The 15,061-nt window shown below is 62.9% G+C and carries 15 protein-coding genes; 10 read left to right on the forward strand and 5 right to left on the reverse strand.

From position 1 onward, the window contains the following. Positions 1–152: 152 nt before the first annotated feature. The 3 genes from BI49514_RS15620 to BI49514_RS15630 form a co-directional block, all read right to left on the reverse strand. On the reverse strand, positions 153–1,871 hold the full coding sequence (locus BI49514_RS15620; RefSeq protein WP_101547375.1) for a DUF2075 domain-containing protein: 1,719 nt from the start codon (positions 1,869–1,871) through the stop codon (positions 153–155). After that, positions 1,858–2,175 carry a nucleotide pyrophosphohydrolase gene (locus tag BI49514_RS15625; RefSeq protein WP_101547376.1) on the reverse strand — a complete coding sequence of 106 codons (318 nt, stop codon included), beginning with the start codon at positions 2,173–2,175 and terminating at the stop codon, positions 1,858–1,860. Before BI49514_RS15625 ends, BI49514_RS15620 begins: the two co-directional genes overlap by 14 nt. A 177-nt stretch (positions 2,176–2,352) precedes the next feature. Then, positions 2,353–3,327, reverse strand: coding sequence for a quinone oxidoreductase family protein (locus tag BI49514_RS15630; RefSeq protein WP_101547377.1), 975 nt, complete (start codon positions 3,325–3,327; stop codon positions 2,353–2,355). A gap of 44 nt (positions 3,328–3,371) precedes the next feature. On the opposite strand from BI49514_RS15630, the gene argC reads away from it, so the two are divergent. From argC to BI49514_RS15670, 8 genes are all read left to right on the forward strand, one after another. After that, positions 3,372–4,481, forward strand: coding sequence for an N-acetyl-gamma-glutamyl-phosphate reductase (gene argC / locus BI49514_RS15635; RefSeq protein ID WP_101547378.1), 1,110 nt, complete (start codon positions 3,372–3,374; stop codon positions 4,479–4,481). Then, on the forward strand, positions 4,478–5,656 hold the full coding sequence (gene argJ, locus BI49514_RS15640; RefSeq protein WP_101547379.1) for a bifunctional glutamate N-acetyltransferase/amino-acid acetyltransferase ArgJ: 1,179 nt from the start codon (positions 4,478–4,480) through the stop codon (positions 5,654–5,656). The genes argC and argJ overlap by 4 nt, the downstream gene beginning before the upstream one ends. Continuing rightward, the gene (argB, locus tag BI49514_RS15645; protein ID WP_244195134.1) at positions 5,653–6,681 is read left to right on the forward strand and encodes an acetylglutamate kinase; all 1,029 of its coding nucleotides are present in this window, start codon (positions 5,653–5,655) and stop codon (positions 6,679–6,681) included. The genes argJ and argB overlap by 4 nt, the downstream gene beginning before the upstream one ends. Continuing rightward, positions 6,678–7,931, forward strand: a complete 1,254-nt coding sequence (locus tag BI49514_RS15650; protein ID WP_101547380.1) for an acetylornithine transaminase — start codon at positions 6,678–6,680, stop codon at positions 7,929–7,931. The genes argB and BI49514_RS15650 overlap by 4 nt, the downstream gene beginning before the upstream one ends. A 97-nt stretch (positions 7,932–8,028) precedes the next feature. Beyond that, on the forward strand, positions 8,029–8,949 hold the full coding sequence (argF, locus tag BI49514_RS15655; RefSeq protein WP_101547381.1) for an ornithine carbamoyltransferase: 921 nt from the start codon (positions 8,029–8,031) through the stop codon (positions 8,947–8,949). After that, positions 8,949–9,470, forward strand: a complete 522-nt coding sequence (locus tag BI49514_RS15660) for an arginine repressor (protein WP_101547382.1) — start codon at positions 8,949–8,951, stop codon at positions 9,468–9,470. Before argF ends, BI49514_RS15660 begins: the two co-directional genes overlap by 1 nt. Before the next feature lie 159 nt (positions 9,471–9,629). Further along, positions 9,630–11,051, forward strand: coding sequence for an argininosuccinate lyase (gene argH, locus BI49514_RS15665; protein ID WP_101547383.1), 1,422 nt, complete (start codon positions 9,630–9,632; stop codon positions 11,049–11,051). A gap of 147 nt (positions 11,052–11,198) precedes the next feature. Next, entirely contained in the window at positions 11,199–11,432 is a 234-nt protein-coding gene (locus BI49514_RS15670; protein WP_101547384.1) for a hypothetical protein, read from the forward strand. A 14-nt stretch (positions 11,433–11,446) separates the two neighbouring features. Here BI49514_RS15670 and BI49514_RS15675 read toward each other — a convergent pair whose 3' ends face one another. Further along, positions 11,447–11,701, reverse strand: a complete 255-nt coding sequence (locus BI49514_RS15675; protein WP_101547385.1) for a hypothetical protein — start codon at positions 11,699–11,701, stop codon at positions 11,447–11,449. A gap of 174 nt (positions 11,702–11,875) precedes the next feature. Between BI49514_RS15675 and tyrS the strand changes: the two genes are divergently transcribed. Together tyrS and BI49514_RS15685 are read left to right on the forward strand one after the other, a co-directional pair. Further along, complete coding sequence (gene tyrS / locus BI49514_RS15680) at positions 11,876–13,162, forward strand: tyrosine--tRNA ligase (RefSeq protein ID WP_101547386.1); 1,287 nt, start codon at positions 11,876–11,878, stop codon at positions 13,160–13,162. Between the two features lie 318 nt (positions 13,163–13,480). Continuing rightward, positions 13,481–13,882 (forward strand): YccF domain-containing protein, encoded by a 402-nt coding sequence (locus tag BI49514_RS15685; protein ID WP_025780405.1) that lies wholly within the window; start codon positions 13,481–13,483, stop codon positions 13,880–13,882. A gap of 9 nt (positions 13,883–13,891) precedes the next feature. Here the strand turns inward: BI49514_RS15685 and BI49514_RS15690 are convergent, their stop codons facing one another. Beyond that, the gene (locus tag BI49514_RS15690; RefSeq protein WP_101547387.1) at positions 13,892–14,734 is read right to left on the reverse strand and encodes a formate/nitrite transporter family protein; all 843 of its coding nucleotides are present in this window, start codon (positions 14,732–14,734) and stop codon (positions 13,892–13,894) included. Between the last annotated feature and the right edge of the window lie 327 nt (positions 14,735–15,061).

Genomic DNA, 15,061 nt, shown 5'->3' on the forward strand with positions numbered 1-15,061 from the left:
CCTATCACCGGAAGCGTCGACAGCGACGTTTGGGTAAACTGACCCCGGTTGAATACGAGCTTGTTCACCAAAAGGCCGTCGCCCTGGCGGCATAAACCCAGGAGTCAACCAAACCTTCAGCAGTCCCGACACAGAGATAATCGAACCTAATCTCAGGCAAACTGTTGTAGCCTGCATCGGAGCGCAGGGTCGCATACGTACACGTAAGTGCCCTGTATTCCACGAGTGAGTATCACGCTGTAGATGTTCTTTACGTATTCAAGTAGGTCGTCGTCGGAATACGTGATGCCGAGCTTCGGGTTGTTTTCGCGGCCTTTTTTGTCGTGATAGTTGGTGCGGTCAAAGACGAGCTTGCCAGCGTCCGGGTCGTAGCGGAGGTCGTTGCCGATGATGACCCCGACATAGTTGAGGTCATAACCCTGAACGGTGTGGATCGAGCCAACTTCGTCGACAGACTTTGGTGAGTTGATCCAGTCAGTGGTGGTTGTGTTCCAGCGCATATGTTGGCCATCAAGTTCGATGTCGTACGCAGTTTTGTCATTCTTGCTCTTCCACGGCCATGCGTAGCCAGCTACCAATCGAGACAGTCCGTGTTCTTCTTCGCGTTTCTGAAGCTCCCGCCGCATCTCGCCTAGATCTGTGAACAGCCGAAGATCGTAGTCGCCGAAGTCTTCGCGTGATGCCGGTGGATTGTCGCTGAGCACTTCGCGGATGTAGCCGACGTAATCTTTGTCAGTCGAAATCCGCATTTGGGTTTGAAGGGGATAGAGGCGACCTGCTGCCCTGGCTCGCGAGGCGAGCTCCCGGGTTGTGGCGGCTGGAAGATCCGCTGGTCGAACGGTTTGGCCGACATCGAGCATGAGGATCGAGTGGTGACTCTGCTTCTGAATCCAATCCAACTGGGTCTTCTGAGGATCGTCCCAACCGAATAGCTTTTCGTTTATCTCAATGAATTTCTTGTTGAGGGGGCCAGACGCTTGGTTTGCTCTCTGATTGAGGCGGTGAGCTTCATCAACAACTAGAAGATCGAACTGTTCAGTGCTTTCGCCTACTTGGAACGGCGTCAGCACCATGCCCTTGCTCAGCCCAGGAGTCAGCTTGAACACTTTGGCGATTGAGTGTCGCAGCGATTGTTGAGGGACGACAATTGCGAACTTGAGAGACTTGAGCAACTCCGCATGTTCAGGAGTGAAGTAGTCACTGAAGATGGAATCGATGTCGAGCGGCTCTTCTGAGTCGTGCCGTCTGATGTCTTCCAGCAGCTTGAGCAGATAGATCGCAACTACCGTCTTGCCCGTTCCTGGACTGCCCTCGACAACGACGGTGTTATCGACGCCGCTCTCCAAGTCGTCAAAGAGGCCCTCGAGTATGTCATCGACAGCGATGGCCTGATCATGGTTCAGGGATTTGAATGGGGAGAGCTTGAACAGGTCACTGTTGATGATCTGGGGGATGGTGCGCTTGAAGAGGTTTTCTTGAGTCCGCAGTTCTTCGAAGATCTGACGGAACGTTTTGTTGTAGGTTTCTCGGTCGTAATAGTCGGCATCAGTGATGCCGGCATTGAGATTGAGTACTTGGCGGCTGCCATCGCCGTGGAACATTCGAATGAGGAAAGACTCCAGATCCAAGCACGCCGACTTGTTGAAGGTATCGTCGAGAACGACTCTGACCGACTTCAGGTTCTGCTTAGAGTCTGAGTCCAGATGTTGTCGCATCCGTCCCTCGACGTTGAGAGACTCGCCGATGTACACTTCTTTGTGATTATTCATCACATATACAACGGGCCAGTTTCTATGCCGTGGGTCGGCGGCGCCCCATACCTTGACCAGTTCCGACTTGAACGGGAACCGTTCGATTCTAAAGCTGGTCATATTTCACGCTCCGCCCTCGCGCCTTGTCCACGGGATACTTCTCTCGAGTCTTCTGGAGTTTCTCCATGACGATTGTGTCGGGATCCAGACCCAGCTTGTCCGCTAGCAACATGCAATAGGTCAAGACATCTGCCAGCTCGTCCTTCGCAGATTCGAGGTCAGAGTCTCCCCATTGGAAACATTCGAGCAGTTCTGCGGCTTCGATGGAGACGCTTTTCGCGAGATTCTCAGGTGTGTGGAACTGCTGCCAATCGCGTTCTTCCATGAACTGTCGGACTGCGTCGCGAACAGAATCTTCGTACATGACTTCAAGATATCAGCGACGTCCGGCGACGGGGTGGTACAAAGCACAACTGAAGTGTTCAAGTGCTCAACGAATGGAGAGCAAGAAACGAGTTGCCTGACGTCAGCACCACGGCAAGTTGGGCCCGGAGCTCGTGAACATAGGGAGGAACTCCGGGCCCAAACTGCTGTCGCTCAATCAAGCAGTCAGCACAACCTTGCCGGTCGTCTCGCGTCCCTCCAGCGCACGGTGCGCTTCGGCGGCATCCGCCAGGGCGAACGTCGCGCCGACACGGAAGTTGAGCCAGCCGAGTTCGATGCCGTTGAAGAGCATCGCCGAACGCTTCGCCAGCTCCTCCGAGGAGCGAACAAACCATGCCAGCGACGGGCGGGACAGGAAGATTCCTCCCGACGAGTTCAAGCGCTGAATATCGAACGGCGGCACCTGACCCGACGCCCCGCCGAAGAGCACCATCGACCCCAGCGGCTTGATCGACGCCAACGAGGCATCGAACGTGTCTTTACCGACACCGTCATAGGCGACATCGACACCCTCACCATCGGTGAGCTCCTCGACATTCGCCGTGATGTCGACGCCCTCACCGTAGAGGAACACATCGTCGGCACCCGCCTTCCGCGCCAGCTCCGCCTTCTCATCCGTGCTCACCGTCGAGATGACATTGCCACCCAAGTGCTTGATGATCTGCGTCAGCAGCAGGCCGACTCCGCCCGCCCCGGCATGGACGAGTGCCGTCTGTCCCGGCTTGATCTCATGCGAACTCGTCGCCAAATACTGCGCGGTCAGCCCCTGCAGCGGCATCGCGGCAGCCACCTCGGCAGATATGCCCTCCGGCACGCGAAGGAGGTTATCCGTGTTCACGACAACCTGCGTCGCATATGACCCCGGTGCCTCATGCCAAGCGACACGGTCACCGACCTGCCAGGACTCGACGCCCTCGCCCACCTCGGCGATGCGTCCGGTTCCCTCGACACCGACGACATGCGGGTAGTCCATCGGATAGACGCCCGAACGACGGTACGTGTCGATGAAATTCACGCCCGTAGCCTCGACGTTGACGAGCACCTCGCCGGGGCCCGGCTTCGGAGTCTCGATCTCACCGAATTCAAGAACCTCCGGTCCACCGGCCTGCATCGCACGCACTGCCTGGGTCATGACGCCTCCTGCATATAAATTAATTGCCTGGTATGGTTATACATATGAACGATTTTACGGTTGCCGTCTCCGGTGCCACCGGATACGCCGGGGGAGAGGTCCTCCGGCTGCTGAGCACTCACCCCCACTTGAACGTCACGACGGTGTGCGGACATTCCACCGCGGGTGAGAAGCTCGGCCGACATCAACCCCATCTTCCCCGATTCTCTGACCTCGTGGTCCAGGAGTCCACCGCCGAGGTGCTCGCCGGCCACGACGTCGTCATCCTCGCGCTCCCACACGGACAGTCCGGACAGATCGCCGCCGAACTCGAACAGACAAGCCCCGACACCCTCATCGTCGACCTCGCCGCAGACCACCGCCTCATCAGCGCCGCCGCCTGGGAGAAGTTCTACGGCTCCGAGCACCAAGGCACCTGGACCTACGGTCTGCCCGAACTGCTCACTGCCGACGGCACCAAACAGCGTGAGGCACTGAAGTCAGCGACACGGATTGCCGTGCCCGGTTGCAATGTCACCGCCGTGACCCTCGGGCTGGCACCGCTCATCCAGGCTGGGCTCGCCGCACCTGCTGGGCTCAACGCCGTGCTCGCCAATGGAGTCTCCGGTGCCGGCAAGGCGCTCAAGCCGCACCTCACCGCCGCCGAGATCCTCGGCAATGCCTCCCCGTACGGCACCGGTGGTACACACCGGCATGTGCCCGAGATCGAACAGAACCTCAATGGAGTCCTCGGCACCGATGCCGCCGACGGCCCCACCCGCATCTCCTTCACCCCGACGCTTGTGCCCATGGCTCGTGGCATCCTGGCGACCATCACCGCCGATGCCGGGGAAACAGCACCGCGCACCGCCGAAGGTCTCCTCGACGCCACAGCACTGAAGGACCGTCTGAACAGCGCCTTCACCCGCGTCTACGCCGACGAACCCTTCGTTCGTGTCCTGCCCGAAGGCCAGTGGCCGCAGACCGCTGCCACCACCGGGTCGAACGTCGCGCAGATCCAGTTCACCGTCGACGAGCGCGCCGAGAAGGTCCTCGTCGTCGTGGCGCTGGACAACCTCGTCCGCGGCACGGCCGGACAAGCCATCCAATCTATCCACCTGGCCCTCGGTCTCGACGAGACCACCGCCCTTCCCCTCGAAGGAGTCGCCCCATGAGCGTGACCGCCCCACTCGGCTTCACCGCCGCCGGACTCACCGCCGGACTCAAGCCGTCTGGCACCAAAGACCTCTCACTGGTCGTCAATAACGGACCCGACACCGCCGTCGCTGCCGTCTACACCTCCAATCGGTGCAAGGCGAACCCCGTCCTGTGGTCCCAGAAAGCCTCGGCTGATGGTCAGGCACGTGCTGTCGTCCTCAACTCCGGGGGAGCGAACTGCTACACCGGCGACTTCGGCTACGAAACAACCACACTGACCGCACAGACCACCGCCGAACTCCTCACCGATGCCGGCACCGATACGCAGCCCGAGGACGTTCTCGTCTGCTCGACCGGACTCATCGGCGTCGGCGGTCAGGACTTCCGCGACTCCATCGTGAATAACCTCGCCCCGCTCGTCGCCGCAGCCGACAACAGCGTCGAATCCGGCCAAGCCGCCGCCGAAGCGATCATGACCACCGACACCGTGGCGAAGGTCGCCACCCGCACCGGCTCCAGTGGGTACACGATCGGCGGAATGGCCAAAGGCGCGGGCATGCTCGCACCGGGACTCGCGACGATGCTCGTCGTCATCACCACCGATGCGAAACTCGACCAAGCGACTCTCGACCAGGCTCTGCGGGCCTCGACGAGCCAGTCCTTCGACCGCCTCGACACCGACGGGTGCATGTCCACGAACGACACCGTCATCCTCATGTCCTCCGGCGCCCACGACGCCGACGTCGACACAGACGAGTTCACCACCCTGCTGCGCGAACTCTGCCTCGACCTCATGCACCAACTCCACGTCGACGCCGAAGGCGCCCACCACGACATCGCCATCACCACTCGCGGCGCCGCCAGCGAAGCCGACGCCGTCGATGTCTCCCGTTCCGTGGCACGATCGGCCCTGTTCAAGGCTGCGATCTTCGGGGAGGACCCGAACTGGGGTCGCGTCGTCGCTCAGGTGGGAACCACCTCGGCGGACTTCGATCCCACCCAGATCGACGTGATCATCAACGGCGTCCAGGTGTGCACGGCCTCCGGCCCCGACGAAGACCCCGCGAACGTCACGTTCGAGCGCACAGTTGATGTGTCAATCGACCTCCACGCGGGTGACGACACCGCCACCGTGTGGACCTCGGACCTCACCCACGACTACGTCGAAGAGAACAGCGCCTACTCCTCATGAACACCCCCGTAGACATGTCCACGAAATCCACGGCCGCCCGGCTCGCCGCCGCCCAGGTCAAAGCCGAAGCTCTCACCGAGGCGCTGCCCTGGATCAAGACCTTCGCCGGTGCCACGATCGTCATCAAATACGGCGGCAACGCCATGGTCTCCCCAGAGCTGCAGCAGTCCTTCGCCGATGACATCGCGTTCCTCCGCTTCGCCGGCATCCGCCCCGTCGTCGTCCACGGCGGCGGCCCCCAGATCTCGGCCATGCTGAAACGCTTGGGCATCGAGTCCAAGTTCAAGGCCGGGCAGCGCGTGACCACCGAGGAAGCCGCCGAAGTCATCCGCATGGTGCTGTCCGGCCAGGTCAACCGCGATATCGTGTCCCGGATCAACCAGAACGGCGACGCCGCGATCGGCCTGTCCGGTGAAGACGCAGACCTCCTGCTCGCGAACAAGGCCACCGCCGAGGTGGACGGCGAAGTCATCGACCTCGGCCGGGTGGGCGAGATCGCCCAGGTCAACACCACCGTGCTCACCGAACTCCTCGACGCCGGACGGGTGCCCGTCATCTGCTCCATCGCCTCCGAGATCGGGGGAGAAGCGGGGAAGCCGCTCAACATCAATGCGGACCTGGCCGCCTCGGCGGTGGCGAAGGCGCTGAAGGCACACAAACTCATCATGCTCACCGATGTGCCCGGCCTCTACGCGAACTGGCCGGACACGTCCTCGCTCATCTCCCGTATCGATCCGAACAAGCTGCGCGAACTCCTGCCGTCGCTCGATTCGGGAATGATCCCGAAGATGACCGCGGCACTCGAGGCGATCGAGCACGGGGTCAAGCAGGCCCACATCATCGACGGCCGGATGGCGCATTCCCTCCTCCTCGAGGTCTTCACCTCGGAGGGCATCGGCACCATGGTCGAAGACACCATCGTCGAACCCGCACCGCTGGGCGACGGGCACCAAGCGAACCCCGCCGAGGCGGCCCCGACGGATGGTTTGAACGCGAGCAACGACAGCAACGGAGGACGTTCATGAGTGATCAGACGGGCACGCAGGATTCGGCCGGGCAGGCTTCCGATCAGGCCCAAACATGGCGGGACGATTTCTCCCGTGTCCTGTCCCCGGTGTTCGGGTCCCCGCAGCTCGACATCGTCCGCGGTGAAGGCTCCTACGTGTGGGATGCGGCGGGCAAGAAGTACCTCGACCTGCTCGCCGGCATCGCCGTCAACGCTCTGGGCCACTGTCACCCCGCGTGGGTCAACGCCATCACCGAGCAGGCCTCGACGCTCGGCCACATCTCGAACTTCTTCACCTCCCCGGCCCAGATCGGCTTGGCCGAGAAACTCCACGAAGTCCTCAACCTGCCGGCCGGGTCCGCCGTGTTCTTCTCGAACTCGGGAACCGAAGCCAACGAGGCGGCCTTCAAGATGGCCCGCCGCGCCGCCGGCGGGGGACGGCCCTTCATCATCGCCGTCGAAGGCGCATTCCACGGCCGCACCATGGGCGCCCTCGCACTGACCGCGAAGGAAGCCTACCGTGAGCCGTTTGCTCCCGGTGTGCCCGGAGTCGTTCACGTGCCCTACGGCGATGTCGAAGCACTTGAGGCAGCGATCAATGAGAACACGGCCGCCGTGTTCATCGAACCTGTCCAAGGTGAGGTCGGTGTGCGGACGCATCCGGCCGGCTACCTCACGGCGGTGAGGGAACTGACGACGAAGGTCGGGGCGCTCATGATCCTCGACGAGGTGCAGTCGGGCATCGGCCGCACCGGTTCCTGGTTCGCCCACCAGGACCCCGAGATCGGTGAGGGCGTCACCCCCGACATCATCACCTCGGCGAAGGGGCTCGGCGGCGGCATGCCGATCGGCGCGACCATCACCGTCGGCGATGCGAACACGAAGCTGCTCGAAGCCGGTCAGCACGGCACGACCTTCGGCGGCAACCCTCTGTCGTGTGCTGCCGGACTCGCGGTGTTCGAGACCATCGAGAAGGAGGGGCTCCTCGACCACGTCACCGAGGTCAGCGACTGGCTCAAGGCCCAGCTGGCGGAGGTCGACGGCATCGGAGAGATCACCGGCAAGGGACTGCTGCTCGGGCTTGAGTTGACACCCGGCGAGGACGGCCAGGTCCCGGACTCGAAGGCCGTGGCTGCTCGAGCGCTCGAGGCCGGGTTCATCATCAACCCCGTCGCCCCCGGACGCCTCCGCCTCGCCCCGCCGCTGACCATCACCACCGACGAGCTCACTCCGTTCATCGACGCCCTGCCCGGCCTCATCACCGGCTGAGCCGCAAACTCAGCGCTGACGACAAGCCAGGGTTCGCACGGAACGGCGGACCGCCTCGGCGCCGGCATCACCTAACCAGACTTTCGAAGGACACGTTATGACACGCCACTTCCTCAAGGACACGGACCTCAGTCCGGCCGAGCAGGCCGAGGTCCTCGACCTCGCCGTCGAACTCAAGGCCGCCCCCTACTCGCGAACCCCGCTGGCCGGCCCGCAGACCGCCGCCGTCATCTTCGACAAGACCTCGACGCGCACCCGCGTCTCGTTCGCCGCCGGCATCGCCGCACTCGGCGGGCAGCCGCTCATCATCAACCCCGGCGAGGCGCAGCTCGGGCACAAGGAATCCATCGGCGACACCGCCCAGGTGATGTCCCGGATGGTCTCGGCGATCATCTGGCGCACCTACGCCCAGTCAGGCCTCGAAGAGATGGCTGAATTCTCCTCTGTGCCCGTCATCAACTCTCTGTCCGATGACTTCCACCCGTGCCAGATCCTCGCCGACCTGCTCACCATCCGCGAACACCGCGGCGACGTGAAGGGCCAGACCATGACGTACTTCGGCGACGGGGCGAACAACATGGCGAACTCCTACGCCCTCGGCGGAGTCAACGCCGGAATGCACGTGCGCATCGCCGCCCCCGCTGACTACCAGCCCGACGCCGCAATCGTCGCCGAAGCCGAAGCCCTCGCGGCCCAGACCGGCGGATCGCTCACCGTCACCGACGACCCCGTTGCCGCCGCCACCGGCGCCGACGTCCTCGTCACCGACACCTGGGTATCCATGGGTCAGGACTCTGCCGGACGCGACGACGCGGCCTCACCGTTCACGAAATTCCAGGTCAACCAGGAACTCATGAACCTTGGCAACGACGCGATCTTCCTCCACTGCCTCCCCGCCTACCGCGGCAAAGAGGTCACAGCCGAGGTCATCGACGGCCCCGCCTCGGTGGTCTTCGACGAGGCCGAGAACCGCCTCCACGCGCAGAAAGCACTCATGACCTTCCTCCTGGAGCGATGATGGCCGAGACGAATAACAGTGCACCGCTGACGAAGACTGCCCGACAGCAGAAGATCATCGATCTCATCACCCGCCAATCCGTGCGAAGCCAGATCGAACTCGCCGAGGCGCTCGCGACGCAGGGCATCACCGTCACCCAGGCGACCCTGTCGCGGGACCTCGCCGAGGTGGGGGCCGTGAAGATCCGATCCACCGCGGGATCCGTGTACGCCGTTCCCGGTGAGGGCGGGGACCGTTCCCTGCAGCAGTCGACGGGGGAGACCCTCGACGCGAAGCTGCCGCGGATCCTCGAGGAACTGCTCGTCTCAGCGGTGTCTCAGGACAACACGGTCGTGCTGCGTACCCCGCCGGGAGCCGCGCAGTATCTGGCCTCGGCGATCGACCGGTCGTCGATGGTCGGGATCTTCGGAACCTTGGCCGGCGACGACACCGTGCTCGTCATCGCCGATGCGGCAGTCGGGGGAGCGGCCCTGGCCGAGACCTTCCTCGAATACGCGGCCGGCGGGCTGGCCGAGGGGTGAGCCTCTGTCGATGGGCCTTGAAACTGGGCGTGCCGCCTCGGTGGGGAATCCACGGAACGGACGGCCGCCTCGGCGAGGGAAAACTGGAACAATGACAACTGAGTTTCATCATTTCAATGAACGGGCCGGCGCATCCGTGCTGGTGGGAAAGGACGATCTGTGAGCGAACGACTGAGCCTGTGGGGCGGACGATTCTCCGACGGTCCGGCCGATGCGCTGGCCGCGCTGAGCAAGTCCACGGACTTCGACTGGCGCCTGGCGAAGTACGACATCGCGGGATCCAAGGCCCACGCGAAGGTCCTTCACCACGCGGGACTGCTCACCGATGACGAGCTGTCCGGAATGCATTCGGCTCTCGACGAGCTGCTGCGTCGGGTGGACGCCGGCGAATACGCCGCGGCCGAATCCGATGAGGATGTGCATTCGTCGTTGGAGCGCGGACTCATCGAGATCGCCGGTCCCGAGCTCGGCGGGAAGCTGCGTGCTGGCCGGTCCCGCAATGACCAGATCGCGACGATGGGGCGGATGTACCTGCGTGACCATGCTCGTGAGGTCGCTGGTCTCGTGCTCGACACCGTCGAGGTGCTCATCGCTCAGGCGGAAGAGCACCCCGAGGCGCCGATGCCCGGCCGCACGCACCTTCAGCACGCTCAGCCGGTTCTGTTGGCCCACCATCTGCTCGCCCACGCGTGGCCGCTGCTGCGCGACGTCGCCCGCTTCGTCGACTTCGATGCCCGGGCCGGTGTCTCGGCTTATGGTTCGGGTGCTCTGGCCGGATCGTCGTTGGGCCTCGACCCGCAGGCCGTGGCCGCGGACCTCGGGTTCAACGATTCGGTGGAGAACTCCATCGACGGCACCGCCTCGCGCGATGTCTTCGCCGAGTATCTGTTCATCACGACGATGATCGGCATCGACCTCTCGCGTCTGTCCGAGGAGGTCATCGCGTGGGCGACGAAGGAGTTCTCGTTCGTCACCCTGCATGACGCGTACTCGACGGGGTCGTCAATCATGCCGCAGAAGAAGAACCCCGACGTCGCCGAGCTCACCCGCGGCAAGTCGGGTCGCCTCATCGGTGACCTCACCGGTCTGCTGTCGACGCTCAAGGCGCTGCCGTTGGCGTACAACCGGGATCTGCAGGAGGACAAGGAGCCGGTCTTCGACGCCACCGACACTCTTGAGCTGCTGCTGCCGGCGTTCACCGGGATGATCGCGACCCTGAAGTTCGACACCGAGCGCATGGCGTACCTGGCTCCGCGCGGATTCGCCCTGGCCACGGACATCGCCGAATGGCTCGTCCGTGAAGGTGTGCCATTCCGAGTGGCCCATGAACTCTCCGGCGCATGCGTGCAGCTTGCCGAGTCGCGCGACGTCGAGCTGTGGGATCTGAGCGATGAGGACTTCGCGGGAATCTCGGAGCACCTGACACCGGCTGTGCGTGAGGTGCTCACGACGCTTGGTTCGATCGACTCCCGTAACGCCAAGGGCGGTACCGCGCGGTCTGCGGTCGATCAGCAGATCGCCAACGCGAAGGCCGAAGTGGCTCGTCTGCGTGAGTTCGCGGGGTCTGCTCGCAGCGTGTGAGGGGCTAAGCCGAGTGGAAGTTCACCTTCGAGGCAAGATTCCTTGTGCTAGCGTTTGGGCCGGTGTCCCGTGGCAAGTTGAGTTTCTCCTCGGCTGCTCTCGTGGCACCGGTTCTGCACATCCACGGTCTCTCGGGGAGGTCCCGACATGCGAAAGTTTCTTCTCACCAGCGGCGTCGGCCTAATCGTCGTCGGTGCGGCGATGTACGCTTCGGGACTCTATGACAACAGCAAACCGACCGGAGGCGGCGCCAACATCGGAGCAGGCATCCTGGCGGTCCTCGGTGAGGCCCTCGGAATCATCGGCCTCTGCGCCGTCGTTGCCTCAGCTATCACGGCGCTGATTGTCTGGCTGCGGAAGCGCTCTTCTGCGCGCGGATGAGTCGGGGCACGGTCTCAGCTGAGAGGCGAGACCACAGTGACGCCGAGATCCTCGAGCAGTTCGTCCAAAACGATGCATCCGGCTCCTTCGCCGATCGCTCCGACCGCTGTCAATGAATGTGTGAGAGCCAGAGCATTGCGACCTTTGGCCAACCGATCGGCGAAAAGGATCAGGGCTTCGGAGTCGGTATGGTGGCTGAGCTCAGTCTGGCGAGAGTGCCAGACGTTTCCCGCTAGATTTTGTTTGGACGCATGAATGGCCTTGGCCACGGCGCGGGTGCAGGGATAGTGCTCCTGCGCCGAGGACGAGATGGCGAACCGCGGGTTGTTCAGTCCGTCGCTGTTGCTCAGATGGCAGGCAAGGGAAGTGCCGCCTCGGCGAACCCGTAGAATTGACCCTGTCGGCTCCGCGCCGGCACAGACCAAAGATTCGAAAGGACCGAAGTGACCGACATCTTCAGCGAACTCAAGGCCCGCGGGCTCGTCGCAGTTTCCACCGACGAGACCGCCCTGCAGAAAGCCCTGGCCGAGGAGTCGCTGACCTATTATGTCGGTTTCGATCCGACGGCCCCGAGCCTGCACATGGGCAACCTCGTCCAGCTGCTCACCGCCGCCCGCCTCCAGCAGGCCGGACACAACCCGCTGGCACTCGTCGGCGGCGCCACCGGCCTCATCGGCGACCCGCGCATGTCGGGGGAGCGGACGCTCAACCCACGTGAGGTCGTCGAGGAATGGGTGGCGAAGATCCGTGCCCAGGTCGAGAAGTTCCTCGACTTCGACGGCCCCAACGCCGCGCAGATCGTCAACAACCTCGACTGGACTTCGCAGCTGTCGGCCATCGACTTCCTCCGCGACATCGGCAAGCACTTCCCGGTCAACCGGATGCTCGCGAAGGAGTCCGTCTCCGCGCGCCTCAACAGCGAAGCCGGCATCTCCTTCACCGAGTTCTCGTACCAGATCCTCCAGGGCAACGACTACCTCGAGCTCAACCGCCGCTACGGCTGCTCCCTGCAGACCGGCGGCTCCGACCAGTGGGGCAACCTCACCTCGGGCGTCGACCTCATCCGCCGCGTCGAGCAGAAGTCCGTCCACGCCCTGGCCACCCCGCTGATCACGAAGGCCGATGGAACGAAGTTCGGCAAGACCGAATCCGGCACCGTGTGGCTCGACTCGTCGCTGACCAGCCCGTACGCGTTCAGCCAGTTCTGGCTCAACGCCGACGACCGCGACGTGGTGAAGTACCTCAAGGTGTTCTCGCTGCGCCCGCTCGACGAGATCGAAGCCATCGAAGCCGAGTTCACCGCCGCCCCGCACACCCGTGTGGCACAGAAGGCCCTCGCCGAGGATGTCACCACCTTGGTCCACGGACGCCAGGCTTACGAACAGGCCATCGCCGCGGCCTCCGCCCTCTTCGGAGGGGGAGAGCTCACCGGCCTTGATTCGTCGACGCTGGGTGCGGCAACTTCCGAGCTGCCGCGGGGTGAGGTGTCGACGACCCAGCTGGCCGAAGGCCTGCCTGTTGCCGATGCGTTCGTCGCTTCCGGCATCGTCAAGTCCAAGGGTGAGGCTCGCCGTGCCATCAAGGACGGGGGAGCGTACGTCAACAACGTCAAGGTCGCCGACCGGGAGCAGACCCTGACTTCCGATGATGTGCTGTCGACAGAAGCTGGAGGAGTCGTCCTCCTGCGTCGAGGCAAGAAGACCCTGGGTGCTGTCGACATCGTCGGCTGAGCAGCCTGCGTCACTGATCATGCCGTGTCCTCCACATTGGGAGGGCGCGGCATTGTCGTATGCACGACAGTTGGATCCGTTCGACAACGGGAAACCTTGTCATCGAGGAATACAAGAGGTCGCATTGTAGAAGCGGCGTCGGCGGCAGCATTGCAGTGAAGGGAATGCGGTCAATCAGCGTGCGCTCCGGCAGCCTGCGGGCAACCGGACGGGCGATGTGGGGCCATCACCATGGAAAAGCATGCGGTCATCGAGCAGACTGGCAGATGACGGACTACCGAACGAACGAATACCGACTGACGAACGCACGAGGAGATCATGCGCACCCTGCTCAACATCATCTGGTTCATCTTCTCCGGCCTCTGGCTGGCACTCGGATACTGGGCCGCCGGAATCATCGCCTGCATCTTCATCGTCACCATCCCGTGGGGCATCGCCTCCTTCCGCATCGGAAACTACGCACTCTGGCCCTTCGGCCGCGAGGTCATCGAAACCCGCCCGGCCGGAGTGGCGACGACCCTGGGTAACATCATCTGGCTCATCGTCGCTGGTGTCTGGCTTGCCATCGGCCACGTCGTCACCTCGATCCCGCTGTTCATCTCGATCATCGGCATCCCGCTCGGCTGGGCGAACATCAAGCTCATCCCCGTCTCTCTCATGCCGCTGGGCAAACAGATCGTCGACAGCGACCGGCTGATGCCCGGTTACCGCGGAGCCTGACTCAACGACTCAAGCGCTCTGCTCCTCGAGTTCCTCGAGCGAGATGCGGCCTCTGCGCACTGCCCAGAGCACACGGCGAGTGCGTACGATCCGAGGCAGGGTGATGATCAGCAGACCACCGAGCATGTTGAACGGGATCACGATTGCGAACCATTGGAGAAAATCGAGGATCGAAATGTCCGCGCCGGTCATCATGGCGGCGAAGATGACGATCGCATTGATAGCTCCGTGCAACATGCTGACGCCGATCACCAACAGGCCGGTGATCATACAGACGATCGCTTTGACGACGTCGTTCTGTGTTCCCTGTTGCATCCGTGTCGACAATGTGATCGTCGCGCCGGCCAGTAGTGAGAGGGCGAGCATGACGATGAGTGAAGACTGGTTGATATAGCCGAGCGCCATATCCGCAATCGTCTTGTGGTAATCCGGGAGGGCGATGACGATCAGCCAGGCGAAAACCGCGCCGCCGACCAGGTTCGTCACGAGAGTGGTCAGCCAGAGACGGAGCACCTGGATCCAATTCGCCTGGCCTGCGATGACGGCGTTGATCGGCAGAAGAAACTCTTCGGTGAACAGCTCCGAATGCGCCAGCTTCAACGCCAGAAGGCCGATGCCGAATGCCATCCCGGCGAGGATCGTCGACCCGGTTGCTTGCTTGACGAGGACCATGGCCAAGATGCCGAGCCCGACATCGATGCCGCCGAAGAGCCCGGTGACGATGAGTTCCGGCCACTTCCGGTTGAGCCGCTTGGCACCCTCAGTGACTGTATTGGCCGCCTCGTCGATGAGGGCGTCTTCGAGATCAAGGTCGTTGCGGCCAAGTCGTTCTCGCTGCTCTTTCTGAGTCATCCCGTCAGTGTAGGGGTCGGGACGCGCTGAAACGCTGGGAATCATCTGCACAATGAGGGCAATCTGCTGCCGCCAGCAAGAGTATGGCGGGGTTCTGCGGCCGTGCGCTTGTGCCTGTGGAAGTAGGCGCGAAACCGGTCATCTGGAGCCGGTGACGGGTGTCACAGGTGAATTTCCGGTTTCGAGTTGCACGGTGCCTCTGGGGTGGTCTAGAGTTATATCTCGTTGCCCCGCCGGAAACACGGTCACTGAGACAAAGTTTCCACCGGGTCTGACCAGGACAAACACGGTTTGATCCAAGGGTCAGGGCACCGGGTGGGTAACACA

Source organism: Brevibacterium iodinum ATCC 49514 (assembly GCF_900169265.1).
Lineage (GTDB): Bacteria > Actinomycetota > Actinomycetes > Actinomycetales > Brevibacteriaceae > Brevibacterium > Brevibacterium iodinum.

What these genes read in the sequence shown, in the direction of transcription:
- argF (WP_101547381.1), top strand. Translation starts at nt 8,029, where the DNA reads ATGACACGCCACTTCCTCAAGGACACGGACCTCAGTCCGGCCGAGCAG.
- BI49514_RS15625 (WP_101547376.1), bottom strand. Translation starts at nt 2,175, where the DNA reads ATGTACGAAGATTCTGTTCGCGACGCAGTCCGACAGTTCATGGAAGAA.
- BI49514_RS15660 (WP_101547382.1), top strand. Translation starts at nt 8,949, where the DNA reads ATGGCCGAGACGAATAACAGTGCACCGCTGACGAAGACTGCCCGACAG.
- BI49514_RS15630 (WP_101547377.1), bottom strand. Translation starts at nt 3,327, where the DNA reads ATGACCCAGGCAGTGCGTGCGATGCAGGCCGGTGGACCGGAGGTTCTT.
- BI49514_RS15650 (WP_101547380.1), top strand. Translation starts at nt 6,678, where the DNA reads ATGAGTGATCAGACGGGCACGCAGGATTCGGCCGGGCAGGCTTCCGAT.
- argC (WP_101547378.1), top strand. Translation starts at nt 3,372, where the DNA reads ATGAACGATTTTACGGTTGCCGTCTCCGGTGCCACCGGATACGCCGGG.
- BI49514_RS15670 (WP_101547384.1), top strand. Translation starts at nt 11,199, where the DNA reads ATGCGAAAGTTTCTTCTCACCAGCGGCGTCGGCCTAATCGTCGTCGGT.
- BI49514_RS15620 (WP_101547375.1), bottom strand. Translation starts at nt 1,871, where the DNA reads ATGACCAGCTTTAGAATCGAACGGTTCCCGTTCAAGTCGGAACTGGTC.
- BI49514_RS15685 (WP_025780405.1), top strand. Translation starts at nt 13,481, where the DNA reads ATGCGCACCCTGCTCAACATCATCTGGTTCATCTTCTCCGGCCTCTGG.
- BI49514_RS15690 (WP_101547387.1), bottom strand. Translation starts at nt 14,734, where the DNA reads ATGACTCAGAAAGAGCAGCGAGAACGACTTGGCCGCAACGACCTTGAT.
- argJ (WP_101547379.1), top strand. Translation starts at nt 4,478, where the DNA reads ATGAGCGTGACCGCCCCACTCGGCTTCACCGCCGCCGGACTCACCGCC.
- argB (WP_244195134.1), top strand. Translation starts at nt 5,653, where the DNA reads ATGAACACCCCCGTAGACATGTCCACGAAATCCACGGCCGCCCGGCTC.